The organism is Citrobacter sp. On2M (assembly GCF_018035235.1).
In the GTDB taxonomy this organism is placed as follows: Bacteria; Pseudomonadota; Gammaproteobacteria; order Enterobacterales; family Enterobacteriaceae; genus Citrobacter; species Citrobacter meridianamericanus.
In genome coordinates this window covers 18,889-43,030 of record NZ_WPCV01000003.1, presented here as the reverse complement: position 1 = coordinate 43,030, position 24,142 = coordinate 18,889, and the positions used below count along the sequence as shown (strand labels likewise).

The 24,142-nt window shown below is 49.9% G+C and carries 20 protein-coding genes, 1 tRNA gene and 2 pseudogenes; 12 read left to right on the top strand and 11 right to left on the bottom strand.

The window, feature by feature from the left end; genetic code table 11:
• Nucleotides 1–93: 93 nt before the first annotated feature.
• From On2M_RS08805 to On2M_RS24410, 4 genes are all read right to left on the bottom strand, one after another.
• Nucleotides 94–735, bottom strand: coding sequence for an L-fuculose-phosphate aldolase (locus On2M_RS08805; RefSeq protein WP_187259314.1), 642 nt, complete (start codon nt 733–735; stop codon nt 94–96).
• 36 nt (nt 736–771) lie between these two features.
• A complete protein-coding gene (gene mtnA, locus On2M_RS08800) occupies nt 772–1,881 on the bottom strand; it encodes an S-methyl-5-thioribose-1-phosphate isomerase (protein WP_187259313.1) in 1,110 nt (369 codons plus the stop codon).
• 9 nt (nt 1,882–1,890) lie between these two features.
• Nucleotides 1,891–3,150, bottom strand: coding sequence for an S-methyl-5-thioribose kinase (gene mtnK / locus On2M_RS08795; RefSeq protein ID WP_187259312.1), 1,260 nt, complete (start codon nt 3,148–3,150; stop codon nt 1,891–1,893).
• 1,093 nt (nt 3,151–4,243) lie between these two features.
• Complete coding sequence (locus On2M_RS24410; protein ID WP_338076175.1) at nt 4,244–4,381, bottom strand: DNA adenine methylase; 138 nt, start codon at nt 4,379–4,381, stop codon at nt 4,244–4,246.
• Nucleotides 4,382–4,953: 572 nt separating this feature from the next.
• Between On2M_RS24410 and On2M_RS08790 the strand changes: the two genes are divergently transcribed.
• From On2M_RS08790 to On2M_RS08750, 9 genes are all read left to right on the top strand, one after another.
• The gene (locus On2M_RS08790; protein ID WP_187259311.1) at nt 4,954–5,703 is read left to right on the top strand and encodes a hypothetical protein; all 750 of its coding nucleotides are present in this window, start codon (nt 4,954–4,956) and stop codon (nt 5,701–5,703) included.
• Between the two features lie 23 nt (nt 5,704–5,726).
• The gene (locus On2M_RS24370; protein WP_210904675.1) at nt 5,727–6,047 is read left to right on the top strand and encodes a PapB/FocB family fimbrial expression transcriptional regulator; all 321 of its coding nucleotides are present in this window, start codon (nt 5,727–5,729) and stop codon (nt 6,045–6,047) included.
• 483 nt (nt 6,048–6,530) lie between these two features.
• On the top strand, nt 6,531–7,082 hold the full coding sequence (locus tag On2M_RS08780) for a fimbrial protein PefA (RefSeq protein ID WP_151218501.1): 552 nt from the start codon (nt 6,531–6,533) through the stop codon (nt 7,080–7,082).
• A 124-nt stretch (nt 7,083–7,206) separates the two neighbouring features.
• Entirely contained in the window at nt 7,207–9,693 is a 2,487-nt protein-coding gene (pefC, locus tag On2M_RS08775; RefSeq protein WP_210904674.1) for a PefC/AfrB family outer membrane usher protein, read from the top strand.
• Nucleotides 9,686–10,387, top strand: a complete 702-nt coding sequence (locus On2M_RS08770) for a fimbrial chaperone (RefSeq protein ID WP_304522381.1) — start codon at nt 9,686–9,688, stop codon at nt 10,385–10,387. The genes pefC and On2M_RS08770 overlap by 8 nt, the downstream gene beginning before the upstream one ends.
• 88 nt (nt 10,388–10,475) lie before the next feature.
• Nucleotides 10,476–10,901 (top strand): fimbrial protein, encoded by a 426-nt coding sequence (locus On2M_RS08765; protein WP_278238086.1) that lies wholly within the window; start codon nt 10,476–10,478, stop codon nt 10,899–10,901.
• A gap of 464 nt (nt 10,902–11,365) precedes the next feature.
• On the top strand, nt 11,366–11,998 hold the full coding sequence (locus tag On2M_RS08760) for a hypothetical protein (protein ID WP_210904672.1): 633 nt from the start codon (nt 11,366–11,368) through the stop codon (nt 11,996–11,998).
• Between the two features lie 91 nt (nt 11,999–12,089).
• A complete protein-coding gene (locus On2M_RS08755; protein ID WP_187259307.1) occupies nt 12,090–12,647 on the top strand; it encodes a hypothetical protein in 558 nt (185 codons plus the stop codon).
• Between the two features lie 14 nt (nt 12,648–12,661).
• Nucleotides 12,662–13,699, top strand: a complete 1,038-nt coding sequence (locus On2M_RS08750) for a hypothetical protein (protein ID WP_210904671.1) — start codon at nt 12,662–12,664, stop codon at nt 13,697–13,699.
• Nucleotides 13,700–14,205: 506 nt separating this feature from the next.
• On the opposite strand, the gene On2M_RS08745 is transcribed toward On2M_RS08750, so the two are convergent.
• Nucleotides 14,206–15,129 carry a cation diffusion facilitator family transporter gene (locus On2M_RS08745; protein ID WP_210904670.1) on the bottom strand — a complete coding sequence of 308 codons (924 nt, stop codon included), beginning with the start codon at nt 15,127–15,129 and terminating at the stop codon, nt 14,206–14,208.
• A 420-nt stretch (nt 15,130–15,549) separates the two neighbouring features.
• Between On2M_RS08745 and On2M_RS08740 the strand changes: the two are divergent.
• Nucleotides 15,550–16,690 (top strand): annotated as a pseudogene (locus On2M_RS08740) (cellulose synthase); the annotation flags it as partial.
• A 244-nt stretch (nt 16,691–16,934) separates the two neighbouring features.
• Nucleotides 16,935–17,010 (top strand) — tRNA-Thr (locus On2M_RS08735).
• A gap of 341 nt (nt 17,011–17,351) precedes the next feature.
• Here the strand turns inward: On2M_RS08735 and On2M_RS08730 are convergent.
• The 3 genes and pseudogenes from On2M_RS08730 to proB form a co-directional block, all read right to left on the bottom strand.
• Nucleotides 17,352–17,746, bottom strand: a pseudogene (locus tag On2M_RS08730) (hypothetical protein); the annotation flags it as partial.
• Nucleotides 17,747–18,042: 296 nt separating this feature from the next.
• Entirely contained in the window at nt 18,043–19,296 is a 1,254-nt protein-coding gene (proA, locus tag On2M_RS08725; protein ID WP_210904669.1) for a glutamate-5-semialdehyde dehydrogenase, read from the bottom strand.
• Nucleotides 19,297–19,307: 11 nt separating this feature from the next.
• Nucleotides 19,308–20,411 (bottom strand): glutamate 5-kinase, encoded by a 1,104-nt coding sequence (proB, locus tag On2M_RS08720; RefSeq protein ID WP_005133587.1) that lies wholly within the window; start codon nt 20,409–20,411, stop codon nt 19,308–19,310.
• A gap of 290 nt (nt 20,412–20,701) precedes the next feature.
• Between proB and phoE the strand changes: the two genes are divergently transcribed.
• Nucleotides 20,702–21,757 carry a phosphoporin PhoE gene (gene phoE / locus On2M_RS08715; protein WP_187259303.1) on the top strand — a complete coding sequence of 352 codons (1,056 nt, stop codon included), beginning with the start codon at nt 20,702–20,704 and terminating at the stop codon, nt 21,755–21,757.
• 119 nt (nt 21,758–21,876) lie between these two features.
• Here phoE and crl read toward each other — a convergent pair whose 3' ends face one another.
• The 3 genes from crl to gpt all read right to left on the bottom strand — a co-directional run bounded on the left by crl (nt 21,877) and on the right by gpt (nt 24,138).
• Entirely contained in the window at nt 21,877–22,278 is a 402-nt protein-coding gene (gene crl, locus On2M_RS08710; protein ID WP_151218493.1) for a sigma factor-binding protein Crl, read from the bottom strand.
• A gap of 57 nt (nt 22,279–22,335) precedes the next feature.
• A complete protein-coding gene (gene frsA, locus On2M_RS08705) occupies nt 22,336–23,580 on the bottom strand; it encodes an esterase FrsA (protein ID WP_151218492.1) in 1,245 nt (414 codons plus the stop codon).
• 99 nt (nt 23,581–23,679) lie between these two features.
• Nucleotides 23,680–24,138: a xanthine phosphoribosyltransferase gene (gpt, locus tag On2M_RS08700; RefSeq protein WP_210904668.1), complete on the bottom strand. Its 459-nt coding sequence runs from the start codon at nt 24,136–24,138 to the stop codon at nt 23,680–23,682.
• Nucleotides 24,139–24,142 lie beyond the last annotated feature (4 nt).

The following is a 24,142-nucleotide window of genomic DNA, read 5'->3' as shown; positions in this document are numbered from 1 at the left end:
TTGTGGTAGTTATAATCAATCGTTGTGGGCAGAGGGGATAGCAGCCATTCCGCGAATGGCTGTTATATGTTATTAATTAAAATACAGCTGTAATTACGCTTTCAAACCATACGTTTTGAATTTTTCAAAAACGATAGTCATTTCGGCTTCAGACAGCACGGGAACATCGTGATGTAATCCGCCACATTTGATGTATAAATCAGCCAGCGTCTCGGTTTCACCCGCCAGCCACAACGTCTTTTCCAGCGTGACGTCCATGGCCAGCATACCGTGATGCTGCATCAGCAAGGACTTACTTTCTTTGATCCCTTTAGATACACCGTCGGCCAGTTCAGGGCTGCCAAAGGTATTGTAAGGAATACAGGGAATATGATCCGTCCCCGTCACCGCCACCATATAATGAATGGCCGGAATCGAATGATTATGTATTGCCACCGCCGTGGAATTCACCGCATGCGTATGTATGACAGCATTCAATTCTGGTCTGGCTTTATAACACGCCAGATGGAATAACCATTCACTTGATGGTATTTTACCCGCTTCTGGTATTCCCTTATCGTCTACAAAGACAATCATGTCCGGCGTCATCTTTGAATAAGCGATCCCACTCGGTGTAATCAACATGCCACCGGTATATCTGGCACTCACATTACCTGATGTTCCTTGATTAAGACCTGACGCATTCATTTCCCGACAAGTGGAAATGATATTTTCTGCTAACTTAATCCTTTCCATTCCTGCTCCTTAACAGCAGTGGTCGTCGTTTTAATGCTACTCGTCCTGGAGTGCTTTACTCTTCAGGTCAGCAAACATCCCCGCCAGCGCAGACTCACTGGCGGCACAGACTCCCCGTTCAGTAATGAGGCCGGTGATATACCTGGCAGGCGTGACGTCGAAAGCATAGTTTCCACAACGTGTTCCTTCAGGAGCGGTATTCACCCAGCTCAACTCTCCATGAGGATTTATCCCGTAGACATGGGACTGTTCCTTTCCGTCACGTTGTTCAATCGGAATGGTTTTTCCGTCCTCGATAGTCCAGTCAATAGTGGGAGAAGGTAACGCGACGTAGAAGGGAACATGGTTATCATGGGCCGCCAGCGCTTTAAGATAGGTGCCTATTTTATTACAGACATCCCCTCTGGCCGTGGTGCGATCGGTCCCCACAATGCAGAGATCAACGTCACCGTGTTGCATCAGGTGGCCACCCGCGTTGTCGGAGATCAGGGTGTGAGGAATACCGTGTGAGCCCAGTTCAAATGCCGTGAGTCCGCCCTGATTACGTGGCCGCGTTTCATCCACCCAGACGTGAACAGGGATTCCGTTTTCATGCGCTTTATAGATGGGAGAAAGCGCTGTTCCCCAGTCTACAGTCGCCAGCCATCCTGCGTTGCAGTGCGTCAGGATATTTACCACTCTCCCGGCCGGTTTTTTCTGGGCTATATCGCGAATGAGTTCTGCGCCATGTAATCCAATTTGTTCACATAACGCGACATCTTCTTCGGCAATTTCTGCCGCCAGCGCCCAGGCCGCATTCTTGCGCTCAGATACACAGAGAACCTTCAATGTAGCTATCATCCTGTCGAGAGCCCATTTGAGGTTAATTGCAGTTGGTCGGGTTTTGATAAGAAGGTCATAGTAACGCTGCAGACCCACGTCACTGGCGTCGTGGTTCATTCCCAGTGCAATACCATATGCCGCAACAACACCAATAAGTGGAGCGCCCCGAACCCACATTTCCTGAATAGCCGCTGCGGCCATCTCTGCAGAGGTAAGCGCCACCACCTCAAACTTAAAAGGCAACTTAGTCTGATCGATGATTTCAACCGCCTTTCCATCCCCGGAAACCCAGACCGTACGGTAGTGTTTACCTTTAATATTCATAATGACCTCTTATTTAACCTTTGCAGACTGGATGACGGAATCCATATTTTTAAACTGGCGGGCATTGACGATAAGATCGCGTGCCATGGTCAAAGCGCGTCGTTCACATTCTGCGCGAAGCTCTTTATTTTCAATCAGTTTCAGCTCAGCAACGCCAGCAAAACCAATAATTCGGCGATTTATCTCCATGCCGGCGTTCACCAGGGAATCTTCAAGCAGCGTGGCAAAAAACTGATCCTGTGCGTCCTTCAGTGCGGCCCTGTTCTGTTGATACATTTCTGTCGGCCATGCGTCCCCCTGTGTTTTGTTGTCCCACAGCTGGCGGAACTTCCGGGTGAAAACGGACCAGGTCTCAACAATCTGTTGAAGCAGCCATTCCTGATAGGCAATGCGACGTTGTTCATTCACATCCCACCCAGGGCGTGAGAAGAAAGCCATCAGAAGGTTGCCGATATAGTTGCCGATATCAAATGCCATTGGCCCCATGAAACCAAATTCTGGATCAATCACTTTTGTATCCGTATCGGTAACCATGATAGACCCTGAATGAAGGTCACCATGTAACAATGCCTGTGCCTCTGTCATAAATTTGTACTTATAACGCATGGCAACCTGGAGCATCTCTACATCAGCCCAGGCCTTATGGATGGCATCGTCCAGCTCAGGAGAAGTCCAGTTATTCCGTTCAGCGTTGTAATAGGGCTCAGTGAAAATCAAGTCTTCCGTGATTTTGCACAGCTCATGATTCAACGCGAACTCGGCGGTAAGTGCTTTTTTCTGATCGGCCGGCATGCCAATGTCAGAGGTACTGAAGAGAGTTTGGGCTAAAAACGTCCCGATATCCTCAGCAAGATTAGGGAATTTTTTGCCGTTAATCAGCTCCTTACGCAATATTACGTGAGGTGTCAGATACTCCATGGCAAACAGTGCCATCTCCGGGTCATAAAAATAGACCTGCGGTGTCAGTTTGTGACCTGCGTACTTTGCTTCCTGGCATAAGACGTTGTACTCAAAGCCTGCTCGGCTAAGAGATAAGGGCCACCCTTCGCCTCCTGCACGAAGCCAGGGCAAAGCTTGTTTTACAATGATGGTTTTATGCGTCCCTTCAACGATAAACACCATGTTCAGGTTTCCGTCCCCCACTTCTGAAACTTTCCACTCTTCAGGTAAACCTCCCGGTTCGCATGAAGGGGTCAGTCTGGATGAGAGATAACCCGGCAGCGTGTCACATGTCAGCGGCTTGTAACCTGATGGAATCGAATCCGTCATAACAGTTCTCCTTGTCTACACAGAATGATAATCAACTTGTCATATGACAACTATACATTATCAAATGTAAAATCATTTGTGACGTATGTAGATTTTTTGAACTGGAGAAAATTAAAAATAATGTTGTATGGAGCCATGACTTTTACAAGGAACAGTAGAGACAATCGCCAATTTATTCTATATAATTCATTTAGTTATGTAGTAATAAATAGTATTAAAATGGGGGTATTGCAGGCAATCTTAGGCGAAAGGAAGTATTGAATTAACAGAATAAATTGCACTTATTTTTATACACATGTATTTTTTTGATTGCCTTTTGTTTTGTTAATGCTTGGTATTTGTCATGCCGATGCTAATAGACATATAGATTCGAGGGCCATCAGTCCCATCATCATGATGAAGCAACAGAGGTGAGTCTAACGTTCCCGCACTTCTTATCGATCGGCACTAACGATCAATATCGAGAAACTGATCTATCAAAACGATTATCTTTCATGCGTCAGGCCTGGTTATCCTTGTCTTATATTGCTCGCAGAAAAGCCTTTCATAACGGTTAGTTATCTGGCCGAGGCTTGCTGCGTCCATTTTCCATGTAACTCACATAATGAAGTCACCAAGGCGCAGAAAGATGAAGAGATGTGCACGTTGCAACAAAAAAAGAAGCGTTCTTGAGCGGTGGCTCTCTCTCGATAAAGAATTTTGCGACGAGTGCTTATTCGATATCGATGAGGAAATCAGGGAAAGAAGGATTATCCCAATCAGACACCGCAAAGATGGCAAGGATGGGAAATCGTAGTCCGATGAATAAAATCGTCAGTGAACTCCTTGAGCCTATTGAGGTTATCGATGTTGATGGCGGTGAATCGACACAGTATCGGTAGTCAGCTTTTTAGCGGCAACTTCATCTCCTCACTCACAGCTGCCCGTCATGCCAGCTCAACAAACAGGTTTAGCGTAGGATATTTTCCGTTTTCCAAGTGGACCCCAAAAACATCCCTTCAGTTGCAGTCCGCAGCGTTACCACAAATCCGGCATGGAAAAAAGTGACATGGCGCTATGCATCAACCAGGTCGGCATTACTGTCAGCCAGCACTTACTGCCGGTAGCGCGTGTTGAGAAACACAGATGCACTGCCGGCGAACGGTTCAATCAGACAGTCCACCTCCTTAGGTGAGGGAAGCGCGGATAACAGTATCTTCATGCTGCGGGTTTTAGAGTCGGCCCATTTCAGAAACGGCCTGATGATGCTGACGGGCTGCGGATGTCCGGCATTCTTTCTGTAGGTGTCAGTGAATACAGATTTCTCTTTAAAATGCTATCCGGAACCGATCGGGATCACAATAAGTCACTGCTTTGTGATAATACCGACAATTAACGAAATTTACTAAGTCCTATATTTTTGTTCTCCTTTAAGCAATTGTCTTCATGACTGATTCATAAAATTCATCAATATGTTGGTGTCACCTGTAACGGTTGGATTGCGCATGTTTTACCCAATCCCCCGGTAACTACATGTAAAATTTGATTTTTACTCCATGAGTGAAATTACAGAATATATTTAATTACACGATTAATCATATTGTTTTTGTGTGGTTTTATAATTTTTATATAAATTTATTATTATCCTGAAAATTGAGATGTTATCTGTAAAGGAAGTCAATCAATGAAATATATTGATTAGTTTTCAAGATCTTATCGATCGATTTTATTGGTTGTTGTAATAACTATTAACGTCTTAGGATTAACCCCATAAAGCCGCACTTAAATTAGTATTATTAGCGTTGTCTCTGATGGAGTTTATTAATGCAGTATCAGAATCTTCAGGGTGAGGCTGGAGTGGTAATAGTTTATTCTCCCGATTTTATTATGAGGGGGGCTCTTGAGGGGCTCCAGAGAAAGACAAAAGAAAAAGAAACCTGTATGGCTGAAAATATCGGGGAGTTGTTTTCTTTTGTGACAGAAAAGAAAACACAGAGCGTTATTCTTGATATTAGCGCACATAACCATGCCTATTTATTATGTGCCATTCGCCGGCAGTTTCCGGCACTGCCGCTGATAATTACCCGTAAGCGTCATTTATTTTCGGATTACATCACGGCGGCATGGTTCGGGAATATCTGGCTCAGGGACTATGATGCCCTGATGGAAGAGCGACAGGACATGGCACCCACAGACTGTGTCAGTAATATCAGCCTGTCCGGTCCTGAAAGTACAGGAGCCTGCGGACAGTGTTGCACAGGCCGGACAGACGGGTCGCAGATTCTTCACCCCCTGCGGCTCTGGCTGGCTCACCGATTGCGAGGCCGGGTGTCTTCACGTAAAGCGGTTAGTGTGGCCCTGGAGTGGCTGGAGATGGGCGGGAGTGCCCGTGAAATGGGGGCCAGCATCGCCCGAACGGACAAACTGATTTATCACTACCGGTGGCAGATTATGCGGGAACTGGGGATAAGAAACACCGCGCTGGAATTTATCCCTTCCATCACTGTTAATGCGGGGCCGGTGCCTGAGGGGTGTTCATCCGAGTGTTTGATGCGGGCGTGCGCGGGAAACTGAATTATCAAACGGGAGGTACAAAGATGTGTATACAGCGACCACAGCAATCAAAATATTCTGCCTCCCGGTCCGGGAGGCACTTTATCCCCGGAACGCTGGAGCCTGGCCGGGTGAATATCTGCCATTTCCGGCTCCTGATTGCCATGGGCATAACAGGAAAAAAGAACATGCAGGACGCCCTGGAGGAGGTGCTGGTGAGGGGGCTGACACGGCGGGAGGCCTGTGAGCGTCACGGTGTGTCGCAGAGCCATTTCTCGGTAAAATACCGGCGACTGCAGATGGTGAATCAGACCGTGGTGAGAATGTACCCGTATATAGAGAGCGATATCCGAATGACAGAGTAATAGGTTTCTCTTTACTTCCGGGAGAGAATACGGCCTCTGCTTTTCTTATATTTTAATGACTGATTAAATCTATTTTTTTGTTGTTCGGGCGGCGCCTCTATATATTTATCTTTCGTAATGACGGAATTAACCACTTGTTATTTTCGTGCGGTAGCCATGGTCCGGCATGAGACTGATATTAATTTTATGTCTGTTATCTCTGTTCTGAACAGTTCCGTGAAATGAACAGTAAAATAACGAGCTGAATATAAAAGCAATCTGCGCTGAATAAGCCATATAAGTGCAGTATATAAACATGAGCAGCATATAAACATGACAGGCTGTATAAGGTCATCAAAATTGCTGCCGGGCTTAATTAAAACGCAGCATTCATCATTAACGCTGTCCGTCCGGGCGGTGTTAATGATGGTTTCTGCCATCAACGGAAAAATATTATCAGTGATAACAAATGCGCTTATTTTGGCGCAAAACAAGGAATATAAAATGAAAAAGCATTTACTGACTGTTTCTGCCCTGGCTCTGGCTGTGATGTCTGGCTCTGCACTGGCTGCAAACGGTGGAGATGTTCAGTTTATTGGTACTGTTACTGACACCACCTGTGACATCGTGCCTGAAGCCAACGGGGCGGTAAGCAACGTGGTTCAGCTGGGCAACGTGGCCACCTCCACTGCTGCAGCAGCGGCAGGTGACACATCCAACCAGGGGGCTGTCGTGAACTTTGCCCTGAAACCGAAAGCGGGAACCACCTGTAACCCTGCGGGTATGACCAACGCATCCTTTGCGTTTGCCGGCCCGCTGGAAGTAACCGGCCTGGCGCCGCAGAGTGGTGCTGCCACTGACGCTATGGTGAAACTGAGCGCGGTAAACGCCACGGGCGGTGCTCACGACATTAACAAGACCCAGAGCGTGTCTCAGGTAACCCTGACCGACCTGAATGACGCAGCCAAAGGTGCCCAGTTCAGCGCCCAGCTGATTGGTGGTGCTCAGGCGGGTGATTACAACTCTGCTGTGGCTTATGTAGTGGCTTACAACTAATCCCCACCGGATATAAATCAGGTCCTGCCCGCGCACAACTCCGTGCGCGCCCGGCAGGGCCTTTTACCGGTTTTCGCTGTTTTTTTGTCTTGTTCTTTCTTGTTTGCTCTGAAGGCAGGTCGGTGTGAATACAAAAACCTCCACAATAATAAAACAACCTGCGCTGTCACTTCTGGCACTGAGCATTTGTTCTTCCTTTGCGTCTGCCACGGAACTCAACACGGCATTCCTGCAGGGAACCACGGATGTCCCCTCAGTCCTGAAGGACGGTGTGAAATACCCTGCGGGTCAGTACTATGTCGATGTCTCGCTCAACGGCACCCGGACCGGGCGTTCGACGCTGGTTATCAGCCTGGAGGATGAGCAGGCAGGTCAGCTCTGCCTGAGCCCGGAGTGGCTGCAGAATGCAGGTATTTTCTTTAAGCCGCAGGCCTACCAGGACACCTTTGACAGCATCCGGGGCTGCTATCAGCCGGGGAAAAAGGACAGCACAAAAGTCAGTTACGACGCCGGCAGCCAGACGCTGGATTTTGGTATTCCCCAGGCCTGGCTGGCGGAAAAAAACGATGCCGCCCGCTGGGACTACGGCATTAACGGTCTGCGTCTGAAATATAACGGCAACTTTAACCAGAACGTGCAGACCCGGAATAATAATGGATACGGGGACGATACCCTCAATGCTTATGGCAGTTTCAATACCAGCCTGAATGTGGGGCGCTGGATTTTATCCAGTGACATGAATGCCACCCGCAATGCGTGGGGCAATGAATTCACCACCAACAACCTGACCCTGTCCACGGCCATCAGTCAGGTGAAGGGCGACCTGCTGATTGGCCGTTCGCAGACGCGGACTGAACTGTTCAGCGATTTCGGCTTCTACGGTGCTGCCCTGCGCTCCAACAACAATATGCGCACCTGGCAGACCCGGGGTTACGCCCCGGTGATTACCGGGGTGGCTTCCACCACCTCCCGCATCACGGTGGCCCAGGGAGGCTATACCATCTATTCCCGGGTGGTGCCGTCCGGGCCGTATCGTCTGGATGACCTGAACTCCACCAGTAACGGGAATCTGGTGGTGACGGTGGAAGACGATGGTGGCCGTAAAACGGTGACCGAATACCCGGTAGCCACCCTGCCTTCCCTGCTGCGACCGGGTGACTATAACTATAACCTGGCCGTGGGACAGCGTAACGACACGAACCGGCTGAGCGATGCGTTCAGTTCCGGGAACGGTACTTTCGGGCTGGCCAGTCTGGACTGGGGGCTGTCATCCACCACGCTGAATATGGCCACCCTGCTGCACAGCGGGTATCAGGCTGCCGGCATCGGGGTGACGCAGTCCATGGGCATGTGGGGCGCGCTGGCGTTCAGTGTGAATGGCTCCCGGGCAGAATATGATGACGGCCCGCGTCGCCAGGGGGTGAGCGCCACGGTGAAGTATGCCAAAAGTTTCACCAGTAAAACCGACATCCAGCTGCTGACCTACCGTTACCAGAGTCCCGGGTATACCGAGTTTGCGAACTGGAACCCGAAGTACGGGTACGGGCGCAAGATATATGACCCGGACGGCCTGGGGCTCAATGACCACTACATCTGGTTTGATGGCCGGGAGAAGGCCCGCTATGAAGCCCGTCTGTCCCACCGGCTGGACAGTGTGTATCTCAGCGGGTCGTTCTGGCAGCAGTCCTACTGGAACCGGGACAGGGATGCCATCGGGGCGTCTTTGTCCGCCAGCACCACGGTTCTGGACGGCATCTCGCTGTACCTCAGCGGCAACTATTCCCGCAGCGCCTGGTCCACGTCGGATGAATATTCCGGTTCGCTGGGGGTCAGTATTCCGTTCACCCTGGGCGGGGTGCGCCATTACAGCAGTAACTCGGTAGGCTACAACCGCTACAGCGGCACGTCATTCAATACCAGCACATCAGCGACCCTGAACGAGCGTCTGAACTACAGCGTCAATGCCGGGACGGATGAACGCAGCAACAATACAGCCGGGGCGTCGGTCAGCTATGCCTTTGACCGGGTACAGACCAACCTGGCGGTGTCAAAAAGCCGCGAGACCACCACGTTGTCCGGCAACCTTTCCGGGTCGGCGATTGCCACGGCACAGACCGGGCTGCTGCTGACCAAAGAGGCATCCGATACCGTGGCGGTGGTGCGGATTAAGGACACCCCGGGGGTGACCTTTAACGGCTCCCTGCCGACCAACAGCAGCGGCAGCACGGTACTGTACCTGACCGGGTATAACCCGACAACCATCAGCATCAATCCGGAAAACGTTCCGGACAGCGCCGAGCTGCTTAACACCTCGTATGACGTGGTGCCGACAGAGAAAGCAATTATTTACCGGGAGTTTGGCTTCCAGAACGTACTGCGTTACATCGTGCGCGTACGGGATGCGCAGGGCAACACGCTCACCGGAGGAAGTGCCACCACGGAGCAGGGTCTGGATGCCGGTTTTATCACCCGCAACGGTGTGCTGCTGATGAACCTGCTGTCCATCCCGAAAACCATTACCGTCAGCCAGAGCAGCGGGAAACAGTGCCGCTTCAGCGCGGCAGGCTTAAAAGAAAATACCGGAACCGTTCAGGAGATTCGTTGTGAATAACAGAAAAAAAATGGTACTGCAGGCAGCGCTGGCAGTCGTACTGGGTACGACCCTGATCAGCTCCGCAATGGCGGCGTTCACCCTGAACGGGACGCGCTTTATCTATGACGAGGGGAAGAAGAGCATCTCCTTTGAGGTGAGCAGCAGTTCGCAGGAGACCTATGGGGGCCAGGTGTGGATTGATAATGTCTCTCAGAATAAAGCGGATGTGTTCATGGTGCCGTCCCCGCCTTTTTTCAGAGTGGGTCCGAAAGGCAGGCAGATAGTCCGCCTGATGAATGTGAATCCCACCCTGCCGTCTGACCGGGAATCCCTGTTCCGCCTCAACGTGCAGGAAATCCCGCCGAAGCCGAAGGAGACGGACGGGAGTGTGATAGCGATAGCCATGAACACCCAGGTGAAGCTGCTCTACCGGCCAAAGGCTCTGGTGGAGGGCAGAAAGGATGCGGAGAAACAGCTGACGCTGGTGAACCGGGACGGCAGCGTATGGATAAAGAATCCGACACCCTATTACTTTGCGGTGACGAAGGTGAAAAGCCAGGGGAAAGAGGTGGTGCTGAGCGGCGTTGCCCAGCGGGCGCTGGCGCAGCTGGCACCGTATTCAGAAGCCAGTACGGGACACAGCGGCCTGAGCGGGGTCAGCGTGGATGCACTCAACGACTGGGGCGGGGCGGTGAGTTATGACGTTAAGTAAGGCCGTACTTCTGGCGCTGTCCTCCTCGCTGGCGCTTCTGATAGCCGGTCTGCATCCAGTGCGGGCGGCGACGACGGCCTCGGCGACAGTGACAATAAAGGCGACCTTCACGGTACCTCCCTGCACGCTGACGGTGCCGGACACGGTATTTCTTGGCAGTCTGCTAAACGGGACACAGACCCATTATCCGGTGAAGATCGATATCAGCTGCCCGGCCCCGGTCTCCACGGTGATTTACGGTGAGCAGGTGGGGAGTGTGCTGGTCGCAGGGAGCAGTACACAAATGGCGATGACCGGTCCGGCAGGAGGCAGTGGCACGCCGGCTGCGTTCTGGCTGAGCGCGGGGAATAAGGACATCGACCTGACAGGTGGCGGGGCGACCGATGGAACACTGGGATTTTGTGCCGGGACGGACAACCGCAGCTGCACGGTGACGCCATCGACACGGGTGATGCCAGACACGCCCCGGGGGCAGACCACGGCCACCGTACGGTTCAGCGTGATGTATCCATGATGGTGTTTCAAAAGGCTTTGGACAGGAAGGTAATGAAAAGGAATAAACAGATACGCTGCGCAGTACTGACGTTGCTGATTTTATCTTCTCCGTTTGCCCGGGCGGCATGGACATATGACTGTACCCTCAAAAATGGAGACATCAGTATAAGGGGGAGAACGTTTACTTTGCCGCCATCTGCCACTGGGACGTTGTGGATGGGTACAGTCACTCTCAATAAAAACCGCATCATCCGGACAAATGATTCACAGTCACCCGGACTTCCGGCTTACGCTAATGATGAAGTGATAAGAAATAACACCAGATATTCTTTTGTGAGGGCTTTTGTTAATCAGGAAGGAGGAGTGTCTTACATTGGCATTTGGTTTGATGCGGACAGGATGTCAACAGGAACAGGGCAGACTGTGCTTACAGCCTGCGTTTACAGCACACCCGGAACCCTCAGCTTTGGCAGCAAGTGTCCTGTGAATTATACCAATGATGTGATAGTTACCGAGACTACAGGTAATTCACAGATACTCAATACCCTGGTTTACAGCACGCTGGCACTGAATGGAGTGACCAGTAATAAGGCGACGCCTCTGGATTTTCCGGTAGCACCTCCGGATGAATTTCAGGACCACACTATCACCTGGACGCTCGGACCGGTGACTTATATCCAGGGTTATACTGGAAGTTTTTCCCTGCAGGGGGACCTGACAACCGAGTCAGCTCAGCCATGGCCCTCTGTCACCTGCACGCGAAAGGCTACGCCAGTGAAATTTATACTGACGCCGGATACCATTGATTTTGGCGATGTGCCGACAGGCAGTAGCCAGATACTTACCCGCCCCCTCAGCTTCAGTATTGTGACTGCACCGGCCATTCTACCCTCCGCCACGCTGACTTTCAGCCATGCGGACTCAGATGATGGAAAACTGGTTCTGAATGGGGGGAGAGTCAGTTTTCAGCGGGTCAGTGACGGGATGTCTGCCAGACTCAACGAACCCCTTGCACTGACGGGAAAGAATATGGATTTCACTGTGTTTCTTGACGCATCCACAGCGCGTGCCGGACAGGCTGCAGCAAATGTGCTGGTCACGCTGACCCTGAACTGACAGAAGAATATTTTTATAATGAAAAGAAATAAATAAACACAGTGTTCTATGTAAATGGCTAGTGTTCTGGGTGTCTATTTCTGAAATTAAAATGAGTAAAGTGGTCATGAAAATAAATTACTATAACCTCCTTTCCCTTTTTTTTACTGTGATGCCTTTATGCTCCAGTGCAGCTACTTCATCAGCCACAAAATTAATACCCATCACCGCTACTTTTGTTGCTCCACCCTGCAATGTAAGTTTCTCTGATGGCAGTAACACGCAGGAAGTTAACCTTGGTGATATTACTTTGGGGGAGAAAATACACGCGCCATTTTCCTTAAAAATTGAATGCAAATACAGCAGGGGATCCTCGATAAATGCTGGGGTGGTCACTGGTAGCTTGTCAGTGGATGACAAAAGATTAATTCAGATGCAGGATGAAATGACAGGTAACGTTACCCCAGTGTATCTTTCTCTTAAGGATAGTCAGTCATCTGCTATTGAGTTTAACACAATATCCGGAGCTGATACGGGTAAACCATTTTGCCCCGGTGATTCAACCAGAACCTGTATTATCACACCGGTAACAACGGTGAGGTCAGGAGCGGGAATTGTGGCCGGCACTAAACTCACAGCCGCTATCATATTTACAATAAATAATCCCTGATTGGATATGTCAGAATGAGCAAAAACAAATTATCTTTTATTATTTTCATAGCTACTGGAATTATCCCCTTCTATATCGAGGCTGTGTGTGGTGTCGTTGTCACAGCAGGACTTCCGGCAAACACTAGACAAGAAGTTACCGATTCCTGGTGGACTATCCCACCAGATATTGATTTATCCGTGCCGGGTTTAGTCTATGTATTAAATGCGGGAGCTGTCGGACCGGTGTTTTCGAGCGTCAATAATAATCAACTCCCTTATTATTTAACTGGTTGGAAAAATATTCTCAGCCATGATGGTCCATTTACCATGTCGGTTAAGCAAACTGCCTGGGATGAGATAAATAACTATAGTCATGAGTCCGCCAGGTTAGAACCAATAGTTAAGATGACTGAGTATGGATATGAGAGTGTGGGCCTGGGAAATAACGTACCGGAAATTAAGGTGCCGATAGACTCAAGATTCTCAGGAAAAAAGATCGGATATGGTTATATCGTAGATACAACTATGACCGCAGGGCGTTACTTCGGGATTGAGGATGGAATGTGCCATCCCTCAGTCCCTGTCGGGACTTCGTATACCTTTCAAGTGTATCTGAGTGACAGAAACCAGGGCGGACATCCGCCGCCTCAGATACGGGATGCTGACGGAAATATATTATGGACCGCTCCGTGGGGTACATATTCTGCTGGCATTGCCGTTGGTACAGTAAATTACACTGAAATAGCTGATGTTTCTGTTGAAATATCTCCTGCAAGTCTTGCTTTTGGTCAAGTATTGTTTGATGAGGTTAAGTCCCTTCCTGTTACCATAACGACAAAAAGTAATGTGCTCAATACAAAAATAAACCTTGAGTATGAGTTTACTGATGACGTGGGGGAGGCGAATTTAAAAATAAATGCAACTGGCATTGATGGCTTATCCGACACGATAACTTCGCCAGGAGTCAAAAACTCACCGGTGACACTGATGCGAAATATATCAATTACGAATAAAAACACTACGGCAGGACCGTATAGTGGATATTTAAGAGTTACCTCAATGATTCCATGATGCTATTTAATAGGAATTTTAAATTCAGATGATTATACTATGGTATAACGAACATCGTATCAAGTTATCGCTGGGAGCACTCAGCCAGGAAATGTACCAACGACAACTCAGCATCGCGCAATAAAACCGTCCATGAAAACATCCGCATCCTCGAGATGAACATCTCAACTGGGCAGGACTATTCCTGCCCCCCCCTGTGCTGTATGTTATCCCAGATTTGTGGGAACGGGTCTGATGCTTGCCGAAATGATAGGCTGGTGCGGGATGGCAAAACTACTCGCCGTTATGTCATGGCACAGGTCGTATGAATAATTTCCGGTTCAGGAAAGAGCGCAATTCAGATGTACTTGTAGTGCAGGACAGACTTTCTCTGAGTATGGCGTCCGCCAACCTGTTGCTGACGGACATCCGGCGCGGTCATGAAAAATAGCGTAGTCAGATCACTCTATATTTCAAGATGTCATCTTGACTACGTGTTTATGGAGGAAACAATAAGCCTGGAATAATTAACAAACGGGCAATCCATTTCCCTGATAAGGGTCTGTGTGGATCATGACATCCAGCACATTTTTATTTTCCAGCACTGCCTTGCGTACTGCTCTGGCAATATTGTGCCCTTCACTGACAGAAAGCCCTCCATCAACTTCAATATGTGCATCTACCAGTATGAGATCGCCCGTTTTTCGTGTTTTCAGATCGTGTACTCCGAGGACGTCAGAGACAGCGAGAATAGTTGCTTTAATTGCGGTTTCCATCTCCGTGCTTGCTGAACGATCCATCAGGTCATGAAGTGCACTGGCGGCAAAAGTGTAGCCCATACGGGCAATCAGAACACCAACCACCATTGCTGCTACCGGATCAACCCATGGAAAACCAAGTAAATTGCCGACAATCCCGACAGACACGACTACTGATGATGCGGCATCAGATCGTGCATGCCAGGCGTTAGCAATGAGCAGAGACGACTGAATGCGTGTCGCGACAGCCAGCATATAGCGGAATAGCAGTTCCTTAGTTACCAGCGCGAACAGTGCTACCCACAACGCAATAATATGCACCTCTGAAATGGCTTCAGGGTGCCACAGCTTGCCGCTTGCGGACCAAATCATAATGGATCCGACAAGGAACAGGATTGCGCCAATAATCAACGAAGCCCCATTTTCATAGCGTCCATGACCATAATGGTGATCTTCGTCAGAAGGTTTGCGACTTTTTTTATTGGCAATCAAAACGACAAAATCCGAAACCAAATCAGAAAACGAATGTATACCGTCAGCGATTAGCCCCTGTGATCCAGAAAATATTCCCAGCAAAATCTGAGCGCAGGATAAGAATATATTAACAACCACACTCACCATCGTACTTTTTTTCGCCATCAAAGAACGATTATGATATTCGTTATCATTGCATTTATTTTCATTGAGCCCCATAAATCCTCATTAGTACCCCAATAGTTCAAGATAGTGAGGATAATATAATCCAGACTAAAAAATGTTAAACAGGGAATCAACCAGACTTGGTTAATTCATTCTAAAAGGTGAAAATGAAACACATTTAGAAAAAGCCCACAGAAATTATTAGCGAACCCCTATTCTCAGGCACGGAATGCTGCTTTCACCCTAAGAATGAGTAGATAAAAATATAACCCCAGGATCTGTGACTGATGTGGGCCTATTTGTAAAAAATTAATTTCATTATACCAAGCTTCTTTTACCTGTTCACTGACCGGGTACATAGCGTAAGCCACGCCAGAATAGCGATCAGTAAAATGTGTCAACTCGAATGTATCAACAAAGCTAAAATGCCGTAAAATAAGAATAGTGAGAATAATGACAATATCAACAATATATAATGTTGGTTTTAAGGCCGATAACCTACGCAACGGTATGGAGCACACCTACGGCGATTTTATCGTCATATGCGATGCAGACACTCGCGTTTTCTCCACCATCCTAACCAATACCTTGGGTTATTTTCGCGCCCCGGCCGTCGCCTGGGTTCAGACTCCCCAGTGGTTTTATGATCTCCCTGCCGGGAGGCGTCTGCCCAAAGTACTGCGAGAAAAGTTAGGCCGACCGGGCCACGCATTTGGCAGGTTTGTGGAAAAATTGGTGGGTCTGCACACCATTGGTCGTGACCCCCTTTTTTAACGATCCGCAGATATTTTACGACGTCATACTGCGGCGCAGAAACTGGGCTAATACCGCATTTTGCTGTGGAGCTGCGTCCATTCATCGCCGGGAAGCCATCATGCAAAGTGCGTTACGTCATTATGCTCATACAGTGGAATCGGAAATCGCGCGTTACACCCGGGAGGTGCCGGACAGTGCGCTGCGGGAATAGCAACGCCAGGCCATGAAAATGCATGTGGCTTATGACACTGAGCTAACCCCCTATAAATTCCATGTCTCTGAAGATATCTATACCTCTATTCTGCTGCACGGGGATCGCGAACATCGCTGGCGCTCGGTCATGCATCCTGAGATTGAATCAAAAATGTTATCGCCGCAGGATCTGTTGACCTGGATGATCCAGCGTTTTAAATATGCGGCAGGTTCCCTCGATATCCTCCTTCACGACACGATATTCAGGAATAGTAAGATTAAACTGAGCATTGCGCAGACGTTAATGTACGGTACTACCTTCTGGTCGTACCTTGCTTGCTTGTGGAATACCGTCTTTTTAATCTCGCCGCTGGTGTATCTTTTTACCGGGATCCTTCCTGTTTCGGCCTACTCCACGCCATTTTATCTCCACTTTTTACCCTTCTTTCTATTCTCCGAGCTAGCATTTATGTTCGGTATGTGGGGGATATCCGCATGGGATGGCAAATCGTCCTATCTTTCACTGTTCGCCATGAATCTTCGTGCATTGGTTACGGTTCTTCGCGGTGAAAAAACAAAATTCCATGTCACGCCCAAAGAACGTCAGTCTGGTTGGGATACGGGTTGTACCGCTGTTTATGCTGGCGGTTGCCAGATTGCATATTGATTTTGAAGAGGAGCAACTGCGGATACATTTTGGGCTGGAATGGGAACACTATGAGCTGCGTGTTTGTCGCCGGTTATAGAATTACCCGACCGCGTACAAGCATTCCTGTGACGACACGATTCGTGCCTAATTGATACCGGATGATGCAAAAATAGGCGTTTGATTCGCAAGGCCATTGACGCGTCGCCCGGTTAGTTTTAACCTTCTACCCCGTGCTCACATTCGTGGACATGTCCTTTTCAGGGCCGATATAGCTCAGTTGGTAGAGCAGCGCATTCGTAATGCGAAGGTCGTAGGTTCGACTCCTATTATCGGCACCATTATCTACGCGACTTCACGCGATGTTCAGCAAAAGTGCCTTGTGCCATATTTTTGCCATTTCCTCCCAGAAATGAGTCAATTTGACCGGGTTCTCAAAAAACGCATGGAACTAAAATGGGTCTATTTACACTGTCATTTTCTGCTCCAGTGAACGAGCAAAAGCGCTGGGAATAACGTAATTACCCACTTTTACGGGACCAGCATGTGAAGTTCCTGATATCAGTGCAAGAAAGAAACAAATTCTACCGCCGACAATATTTTTTGTTGTCTTGTGCATCCTTACAACCCGGTATTTTTATTTACCCCGTACAGATGGCTGCTATTAACCATCATTTCACTGTTATGACCGCTTACCGTGCCAGATTCCGATGCGTGAACGGCAGTTTTATTCGCGTACCCGGCATAATGTAATAACGTTCACGACAGCCCCGTCCCTGCTCGTGGGCTTTATCTTTGCAAGCGCCATAGTCGATCACACGAAATGAAACATTGCCGGTATTGCTGATAACGTCGCCATTACGGCTGTATTCAAAGCGCTCTTTACGCGGCGCGACTACCAAAATCGCGCCAATTCCCTGCTGACGCTGTCACAACAGCCACTTTATTAGCCCGAGTCTCCGCCCTTTCGGTGACCGGCTCATCTATCCATTGCAAACGATAATAACGCTCGACATCATCTGCTGGACTTTTATAAAAGAAGCGAAAAACGTCCTTGGCCTGACCAGAAAGAATAAGGGTTGCATTGAACTGTATTTTTACATCCCCAGTCCAGTAGCCGTCTGGCAGACGCGGAGTAATCTGTGACCGGTGTACTACCATCAGGAACAAGACGTGAATTGCGGTCCAGGAAAATTCATGTGGGCACGGAAAATTCTGCGATATGCAGACTTCTGACGCGACGAAGGAGAGCAAAGATGATTAATAAATTGCAGAACGGAAAACAACCACGTACCAGAAGCAACAGATAAAACTAACCGGGAGATGCATTAACCTTGCGCATCAACGCCTGCTTGTGCATCACCCGGTTTCAATTACGCTCGGATCGTGTCGTCGCCGAAGCCAACCCACTTATATGTGGTCAGTGCTTCCAGCCCCATTGGACCACGCGCGTGCAGTTTTTGCGTACTTACCGCTACTTCCGCACCCAATCCGAACTGGCCGCCATCGGTGAAACGCGTAGAAGCGTTAACGTACACGGCAGAAGAGTCTACTTCATTCACGAAACGATCGGCGTTACGCAGCGTGCGCGTCAGGATCGCATCGGAATGTTGGGTCCCATGCTCGCGAATGTGGGCGATGGCATCGTCCAGGTCAGTAACGACTTTCACATTCAAATCCAGCGACAGAAACTCGTCGTCATACTCTTCGGCTTTCACCGCGACCACGTTAGCGGGCCCTGACTGCAATGTAGCCAGCGCCATCTCATCGGCATGCAGCGTGACGCCACTTTGCGCCATCTGCTCGCTCAGTGCAGGCAGAAAACGTGGCGCGATGTCCTGATGCACTAACAGAGTTTCTACAGTGTTACAGGTGCTCGGACGCTGGGTTTTGGCGTTGACGATAATCTTCAGCGCAGGGGCGATCTCTGCCGTGTCATCTACATAGATATGACATACGCCAATACCACCGGTGATCACCGGAATGGTCGACTGCTCACGACATAACTTGTGCAGACCCGCGCCACCGCGAGGGATCAGCATGTCGATGTACTTATCCATACGCAGCATTTCAGCGACCAGTGCGCGGTCCGGGTTGTCTATCGACTGCACGGCTGCGGCGGGTAAACCGCAGGCTTCCAGCGCCTTTTGGATCACCGCCACGGTTGCGGCATTCGTCCGGTACGTCTCTTTTCCTCCGCGCAGGATCGCCGCATTGCCGGTTTTCAGGCACAGGGAAGCCACGTCGACGGTGACGTTTGGACGCGCTTCATAAATCACGCCAATCACACCCAGCGGGACACGACGACGCTCCAGACGCAGGCCGCTGTCCAGCAGACCGCCGTCAATCACCTGCCCGACCGGATCGGCGAGATGACACACCTGGCGCACATCGTCAGCAATCGCTTTCAGACGCGCCGGCGTCAGGGTCAGGCGGTCGAGCATCGCATCGCTCAGGCCGTTGGCTCGCGCCTGCTCAACATCTTGTACATTTGCGCTGAGGATGCTTTCGGTTTGTGCTTCCAGCTCATCAGCGATTGTTTCCAGTACGCGATTTTTTTCGCGACTGGAGAGCAGCGCCAACTTGTATGACGCGGCTTTGGCAGCAATGCCCATTTTTTCCAGCATATGCCTGTTCCTTAACGGGTAATCATGTCATCGCGATGGACAGCAACCGGGCCGTATTCATAGCCCAGGATGGTATCAATCTGTTGTGAGTGGTGTCCGGCAATACGGCGCAGCGCGTCGCTGTTATAGCGGGTTACGCCGTGGGCAATATCGCGCCCTTCCAGATTGCAGATGCGGATCACTTCACCACGAGAGAAGTTACCTGTCACGCTTTTAATACCTTTTGGCAGCAACGAGCTGCCGCGCTCCAGAATAGCTCCTGTTGCGCCTTCATCGACGGTAATTTCACCGGCAGGTGGCGCGCCGAAAATCCAGCGTTTACGATTTTCCAACGGAGAAGCCTGAGCATGAAAACGCGTCCCAACGGAAACGCCTTCCATCACGTCGCCAATCACGCCTGGCTTGCTGCCTGCGGCAATAATGGTGTCGATCCCGGCGCGGCACGCGACATCGGCGGCCTGTAGTTTAGTCCCCATGCCGCCGGTTCCCAGGCCAGAGACGCTGTCCCCGGCAATAGCGCGCAGCGCATCATCAATACCGTGCACGTCTTTGATCAGCTCCGCCTGCGGATTAGTACGCGGATCGGCGGTGAACAGTCCCTGCTGATCGGTCAGCAACAGCAGCTTATCGGCCCCGGCCAGAATCGCTGCCAGCGCCGAAAGGTTGTCGTTGTCACCCACTTTAATTTCGGCGGTAGCCACCGCATCGTTCTCATTAATGACCGGAACAATGTTGTTATCGAGCAGCGCGCGCAGCGTATCGCGGGCATTGAGGAAGCGCTCTCTGTCTTCCATATCCGCACGCGTTAGCAGCATCTGCCCGATATGAATACCGTATATCGAGAACAGCTGTTCCCACAGTTGAATCAATCGGCTCTGCCCTACCGCCGCCAACAGCTGTTTCGAAGCTATCGTTGCCGGGAGCTCAGGGTAACCAAGATGCTCACGTCCGGCAGCAATCGCGCCCGAAGTAACGATAACAATACGATGCCCTGCGGCATGGAGCTGCGCGCACTGGCGAACCAGTTCTACGATATGGGCGCGGTTCAGGCGGCGCGATCCGCCCGTTAACACACTGGTGCCTAGTTTTACCACCAGCGTCTGGCTGTCACTCATGATTCTCTGCCATTCAAAATTGGGGAAAATGATATCAAACGAACGTTTTAGCAGGACTGGCCCCGGTTGCCAACAACCAGCGTACAAAGCATGAAATTTTATTGCGCAGGATCAGCAAGCGTAGCGGCTGATTTTGACGCCTTTATTACAGAAACAAAAAAACATCCTTTTTTAAAATTATTCTTACTTTGTCATAAAACGTTCATTGCCAGACGTTAAAAACCTTCCTGTCTTTTAGCGGGGATCACACCCAGTAAATATTAGCGCGTACTTTTTAATCAGGAATGAAAATGAAAAAGAGCACTCTGGCATTAGTGGTGATGGGAATTGTTGCGTCGGCATCCGTACAGGCAGCGGAAGTGTATAACAAGAACGGCAATAAACTGGATCTCTATGGCAAAGTAAAAGCCATGCATTACATGACGGATTATGACAGCAAAGACGGCGACCAGAGCTATGTCCGTTTAGGTTTTAAAGGTGAAACGCAAATTAACGATGAACTGACGGGATATGGCCGTTGGGAAGCGGAGTTTGCCGGTAATAAAGCCGAAAGTGACTCCAACCAGCAAAAAACGCGTTTGGCTTTTGCTGGTCTGAAATTAAAAAATCTTGGCTCATTTGATTATGGTCGTAACCTGGGCGCGTTGTACGACGTGGAAGCATGGACCGATATGTTCCCGGAATTCGGCGGCGACTCCTCTGCGCAAACCGATAACTTTATGACCAAACGCGCCAGCGGCCTGGCGACCTACCGCAACACTGACTTCTTCGGTGTTGTGGATGGCCTGGATCTCACCCTGCAGTATCAGGGTAAAAACCAGGACCGCGATGTGAAAAAACAGAACGGAGACGGTTTTGGTACTTCCGTGACCTATGACTTTGGCGGAAGCGATTTCGCGGTAAGCGGCGCGTATACCAACTCCGATCGTACCAACCAGCAGAATCTGCAAACGCGCGGTACGGGCGATAAGGCAGAAGCCTGGGCGACCGGTTTAAAATATGATGCTAACGATATCTATATTGCGACCATGTACTCCGAAACACGCAATATGACGCCAATTTCCGGCGGCTTTGCCAATAAAACACAAAACTTCGAGGCGGTTGTTCAGTACCAATTTGACTTTGGTCTGCGTCCGTCACTGGGTTATGTGCTGTCGAAAGGTAAAGATATTGAAGGCGTTGGGAATGAGGACCTGGTGAATTATATCGACGTGGGTGCAACGTACTATTTCAACAAAAATATGTCTGCGTTTGTTGATTATAAAATCAACCAGCTTGATAGCGATAATAAGCTGGGTATCAATGACGATAATATCGTTGCCGTCGGTATGACCTACCAGTTTTGATTATACCCTTCATACTTCAAGCTGCATGTGCGTTGGCCTTCCTGCAACGCGAATTATTTAGGGTCTAGCATAAAAAATGCCGGATGGAGTTGCGCCGCCATCCGGCATTTTGCTGTTCGTTATGCCGTTAATTTAACCGGTTCATCCTTAAAATCATCAGCAGGCTCCAGCGCCAGATTCAGCGACGTTAACAATCCATGTAATTTTTCATGAAACTCACGCAAGGTGTATTCCAGTCGCTCGACCACTTCGGTCTCTTTCACTGGCACCGCAGTCCAGTTACCATCTTTATCAAACAAACCAAAATGATAGCTGTAGGTAAAGCGTTTTTCCTGCGCTTCCAGTTCCATCCACCAGCCCCAGAATTCGCGTTTCTCGGGGGCGGGTTTCACGTTGACGCAAACAGCCAGACAATCGAAGAAAAATCGATTATCTTCGCACTGTCCTTCGCGGATATACGGACCCAGCGCGGTGAATTTCTTGATCAATCTACTTTTCGGATGCCCACTCGGTAACGTCATTACGATCTCCTTAGGTGAAGCACCTGTTTTACCAAATCGATAAAATTTAGCAAACTTTTAACACAATCTCTGATTGATCCAACCGGTTATTTCCTGCAGCCCTTTGTCAAAATTGCGATACACCGGGTTGAATGGAATCTCCAGCAACTTACCGTCAGAAGATGAAGATGTGATTAAACGCGACTCCTCTTCCGGGCTAAATGGATCGTTTTTCCAGAACCCCGACAACATTGGCGTCGGACAACGTCTGCCCAGCAGACCCTGCACTTTTAATGAATAGCGATTAAGCTCTACACGCAGCGCTTCATCGGAGGCGTCATGCATCCCCAGACGACTTGCCAGAACGTCAAGATACATTTCCGGAACGCTTGCCTGGCGCTGCGGGTCGCTAAGCAGCGCGTGAACCACTGGCCCCAAACAGGCCACCGCTTTCAGACGCGATGATTCCAGATACGCCAGGCGTACCGCCACGTTAGCGCCAAAGCGAAAACCGAAGGCCGCCACGCGGGTGTGATCCACCCAGGGAACGTTTGGCAACGCTTTTAATACGTGCTGGTGCAGCAGGCTGGAATCCTGGGTCAGTTTCCATTTTGACGAGAACCCGACCGACGGCATATCCAGCGTCAGCATGGCGATACCGCGCGGGGCAAAGTAGCGCTCATACAGACTGTAGTAATCCGTTTGCATAGAGTCGAGGCCACCGCACATCAGCACCGTCGGGAACGGACCGTCGCCTTTTGGCATATGCAGGAAGCCAGTGATTGGCGCGCCGCCGGTAACGGCAAATTCCATCTCACGCAGCGTACCCGGCAGACGCTGTGCGGCCTCTTCATAGGCACGGTTGGCCAGAGCCTGCGCCTGCTCTGCCAGCTCATCACCTTTTAAGTGGGGATAAGCGGCAATGTTGTACAACGTGGAGGCATGTAGCCAGTGGCGTCCGCTCACCTGCGGATCCGCTTCCATAGACGCTTTCTGTTGCCAGTCCATCGCCTGCTTCGCCCACTCGTAGATCCAGTTCCCGCCGCGATACCCGATGACCGTGTCGTAGAGTTCTTTATCCGTACGTTCGGCTTCACTCATGACGATGCGGGCCTGCACTTCGAGAATTTCACGCGGATCGACGCCACGCCAGATCCACATCAGGCGATTCACCATGCGATACCAGTGCGGAACTGTTTTGCCATCAAGAGCCGATTGTACGGACGGCTGCGCGCCGCGATTAAAACGACGAACCAGCGTTGACGTTTCAGGGTGTTTGAAGCGGGGTTTAAACAGGACTTCGCTGAGGTTAGCCTGTGACATGATTGCAGCCTCCATGAATACTCACTAAGGCATAGTGTAACCTGACACCGCAAAAAAAGAACAACGCCCGGCATTGCCAGGCGTCGAAAACGTTATTGATTAGCGACCAGAGATCGGCGGGACAAACACAACGCCCATATCCCACGGCTGCTCAATCCAGGTATCCTGAGGGATATCAACAACATAACCATTCACCAGCGGACGACCGGCCGGCTTAGCGAAGATCGTGACGAAATGCGCTTTAGGATACATTTCGCGGATCGCAACGGCGGTACCACCGGTATCAACCAGGTCATCAATTACGATAAAACCTTCACCGTCGCCTTCGGCACGCTTCAGCACTTTCAGTTCGCGCTGGTTGTCGTGATCGTAGCTGGAGATGCATACGGTATCGACATGACGAATACCCAATTCACGCGCCAGCAATGCGCCCGGCACCAGACCACCACGGCTAACGGCAATAATGCCTTTCCATTGTTCAGAAGGCATCAGGCGGCTTGCCAGTTTACGTGCATGGATCTGCAACATGTCCCAGGTGACGACGTATTTTTCGCTCATGTGA

Coding starts and splice junctions, on each gene's coding strand:
- On2M_RS08805 (WP_187259314.1), bottom strand. CDS start 735: ATGGAAAGGATTAAGTTAGCAGAAAATATCATTTCCACTTGTCGGGAA.
- mtnA (WP_187259313.1), bottom strand. CDS start 1,881: ATGAATATTAAAGGTAAACACTACCGTACGGTCTGGGTTTCCGGGGAT.
- mtnK (WP_187259312.1), bottom strand. CDS start 3,150: ATGACGGATTCGATTCCATCAGGTTACAAGCCGCTGACATGTGACACG.
- On2M_RS08790 (WP_187259311.1), top strand. CDS start 4,954: ATGCAGTATCAGAATCTTCAGGGTGAGGCTGGAGTGGTAATAGTTTAT.
- On2M_RS24370 (WP_210904675.1), top strand. CDS start 5,727: ATGTGTATACAGCGACCACAGCAATCAAAATATTCTGCCTCCCGGTCC.
- On2M_RS08780 (WP_151218501.1), top strand. CDS start 6,531: ATGAAAAAGCATTTACTGACTGTTTCTGCCCTGGCTCTGGCTGTGATG.
- On2M_RS08755 (WP_187259307.1), top strand. CDS start 12,090: ATGAGTAAAGTGGTCATGAAAATAAATTACTATAACCTCCTTTCCCTT.
- On2M_RS08750 (WP_210904671.1), top strand. CDS start 12,662: ATGAGCAAAAACAAATTATCTTTTATTATTTTCATAGCTACTGGAATT.
- On2M_RS08745 (WP_210904670.1), bottom strand. CDS start 15,129: ATGGGGCTCAATGAAAATAAATGCAATGATAACGAATATCATAATCGT.
- proA (WP_210904669.1), bottom strand. CDS start 19,296: ATGCTGGAAAAAATGGGCATTGCTGCCAAAGCCGCGTCATACAAGTTG.
- proB (WP_005133587.1), bottom strand. CDS start 20,411: ATGAGTGACAGCCAGACGCTGGTGGTAAAACTAGGCACCAGTGTGTTA.
- phoE (WP_187259303.1), top strand. CDS start 20,702: ATGAAAAAGAGCACTCTGGCATTAGTGGTGATGGGAATTGTTGCGTCG.
- crl (WP_151218493.1), bottom strand. CDS start 22,278: ATGACGTTACCGAGTGGGCATCCGAAAAGTAGATTGATCAAGAAATTC.
- frsA (WP_151218492.1), bottom strand. CDS start 23,580: ATGTCACAGGCTAACCTCAGCGAAGTCCTGTTTAAACCCCGCTTCAAA.
- gpt (WP_210904668.1), bottom strand. CDS start 24,138: ATGAGCGAAAAATACGTCGTCACCTGGGACATGTTGCAGATCCATGCA.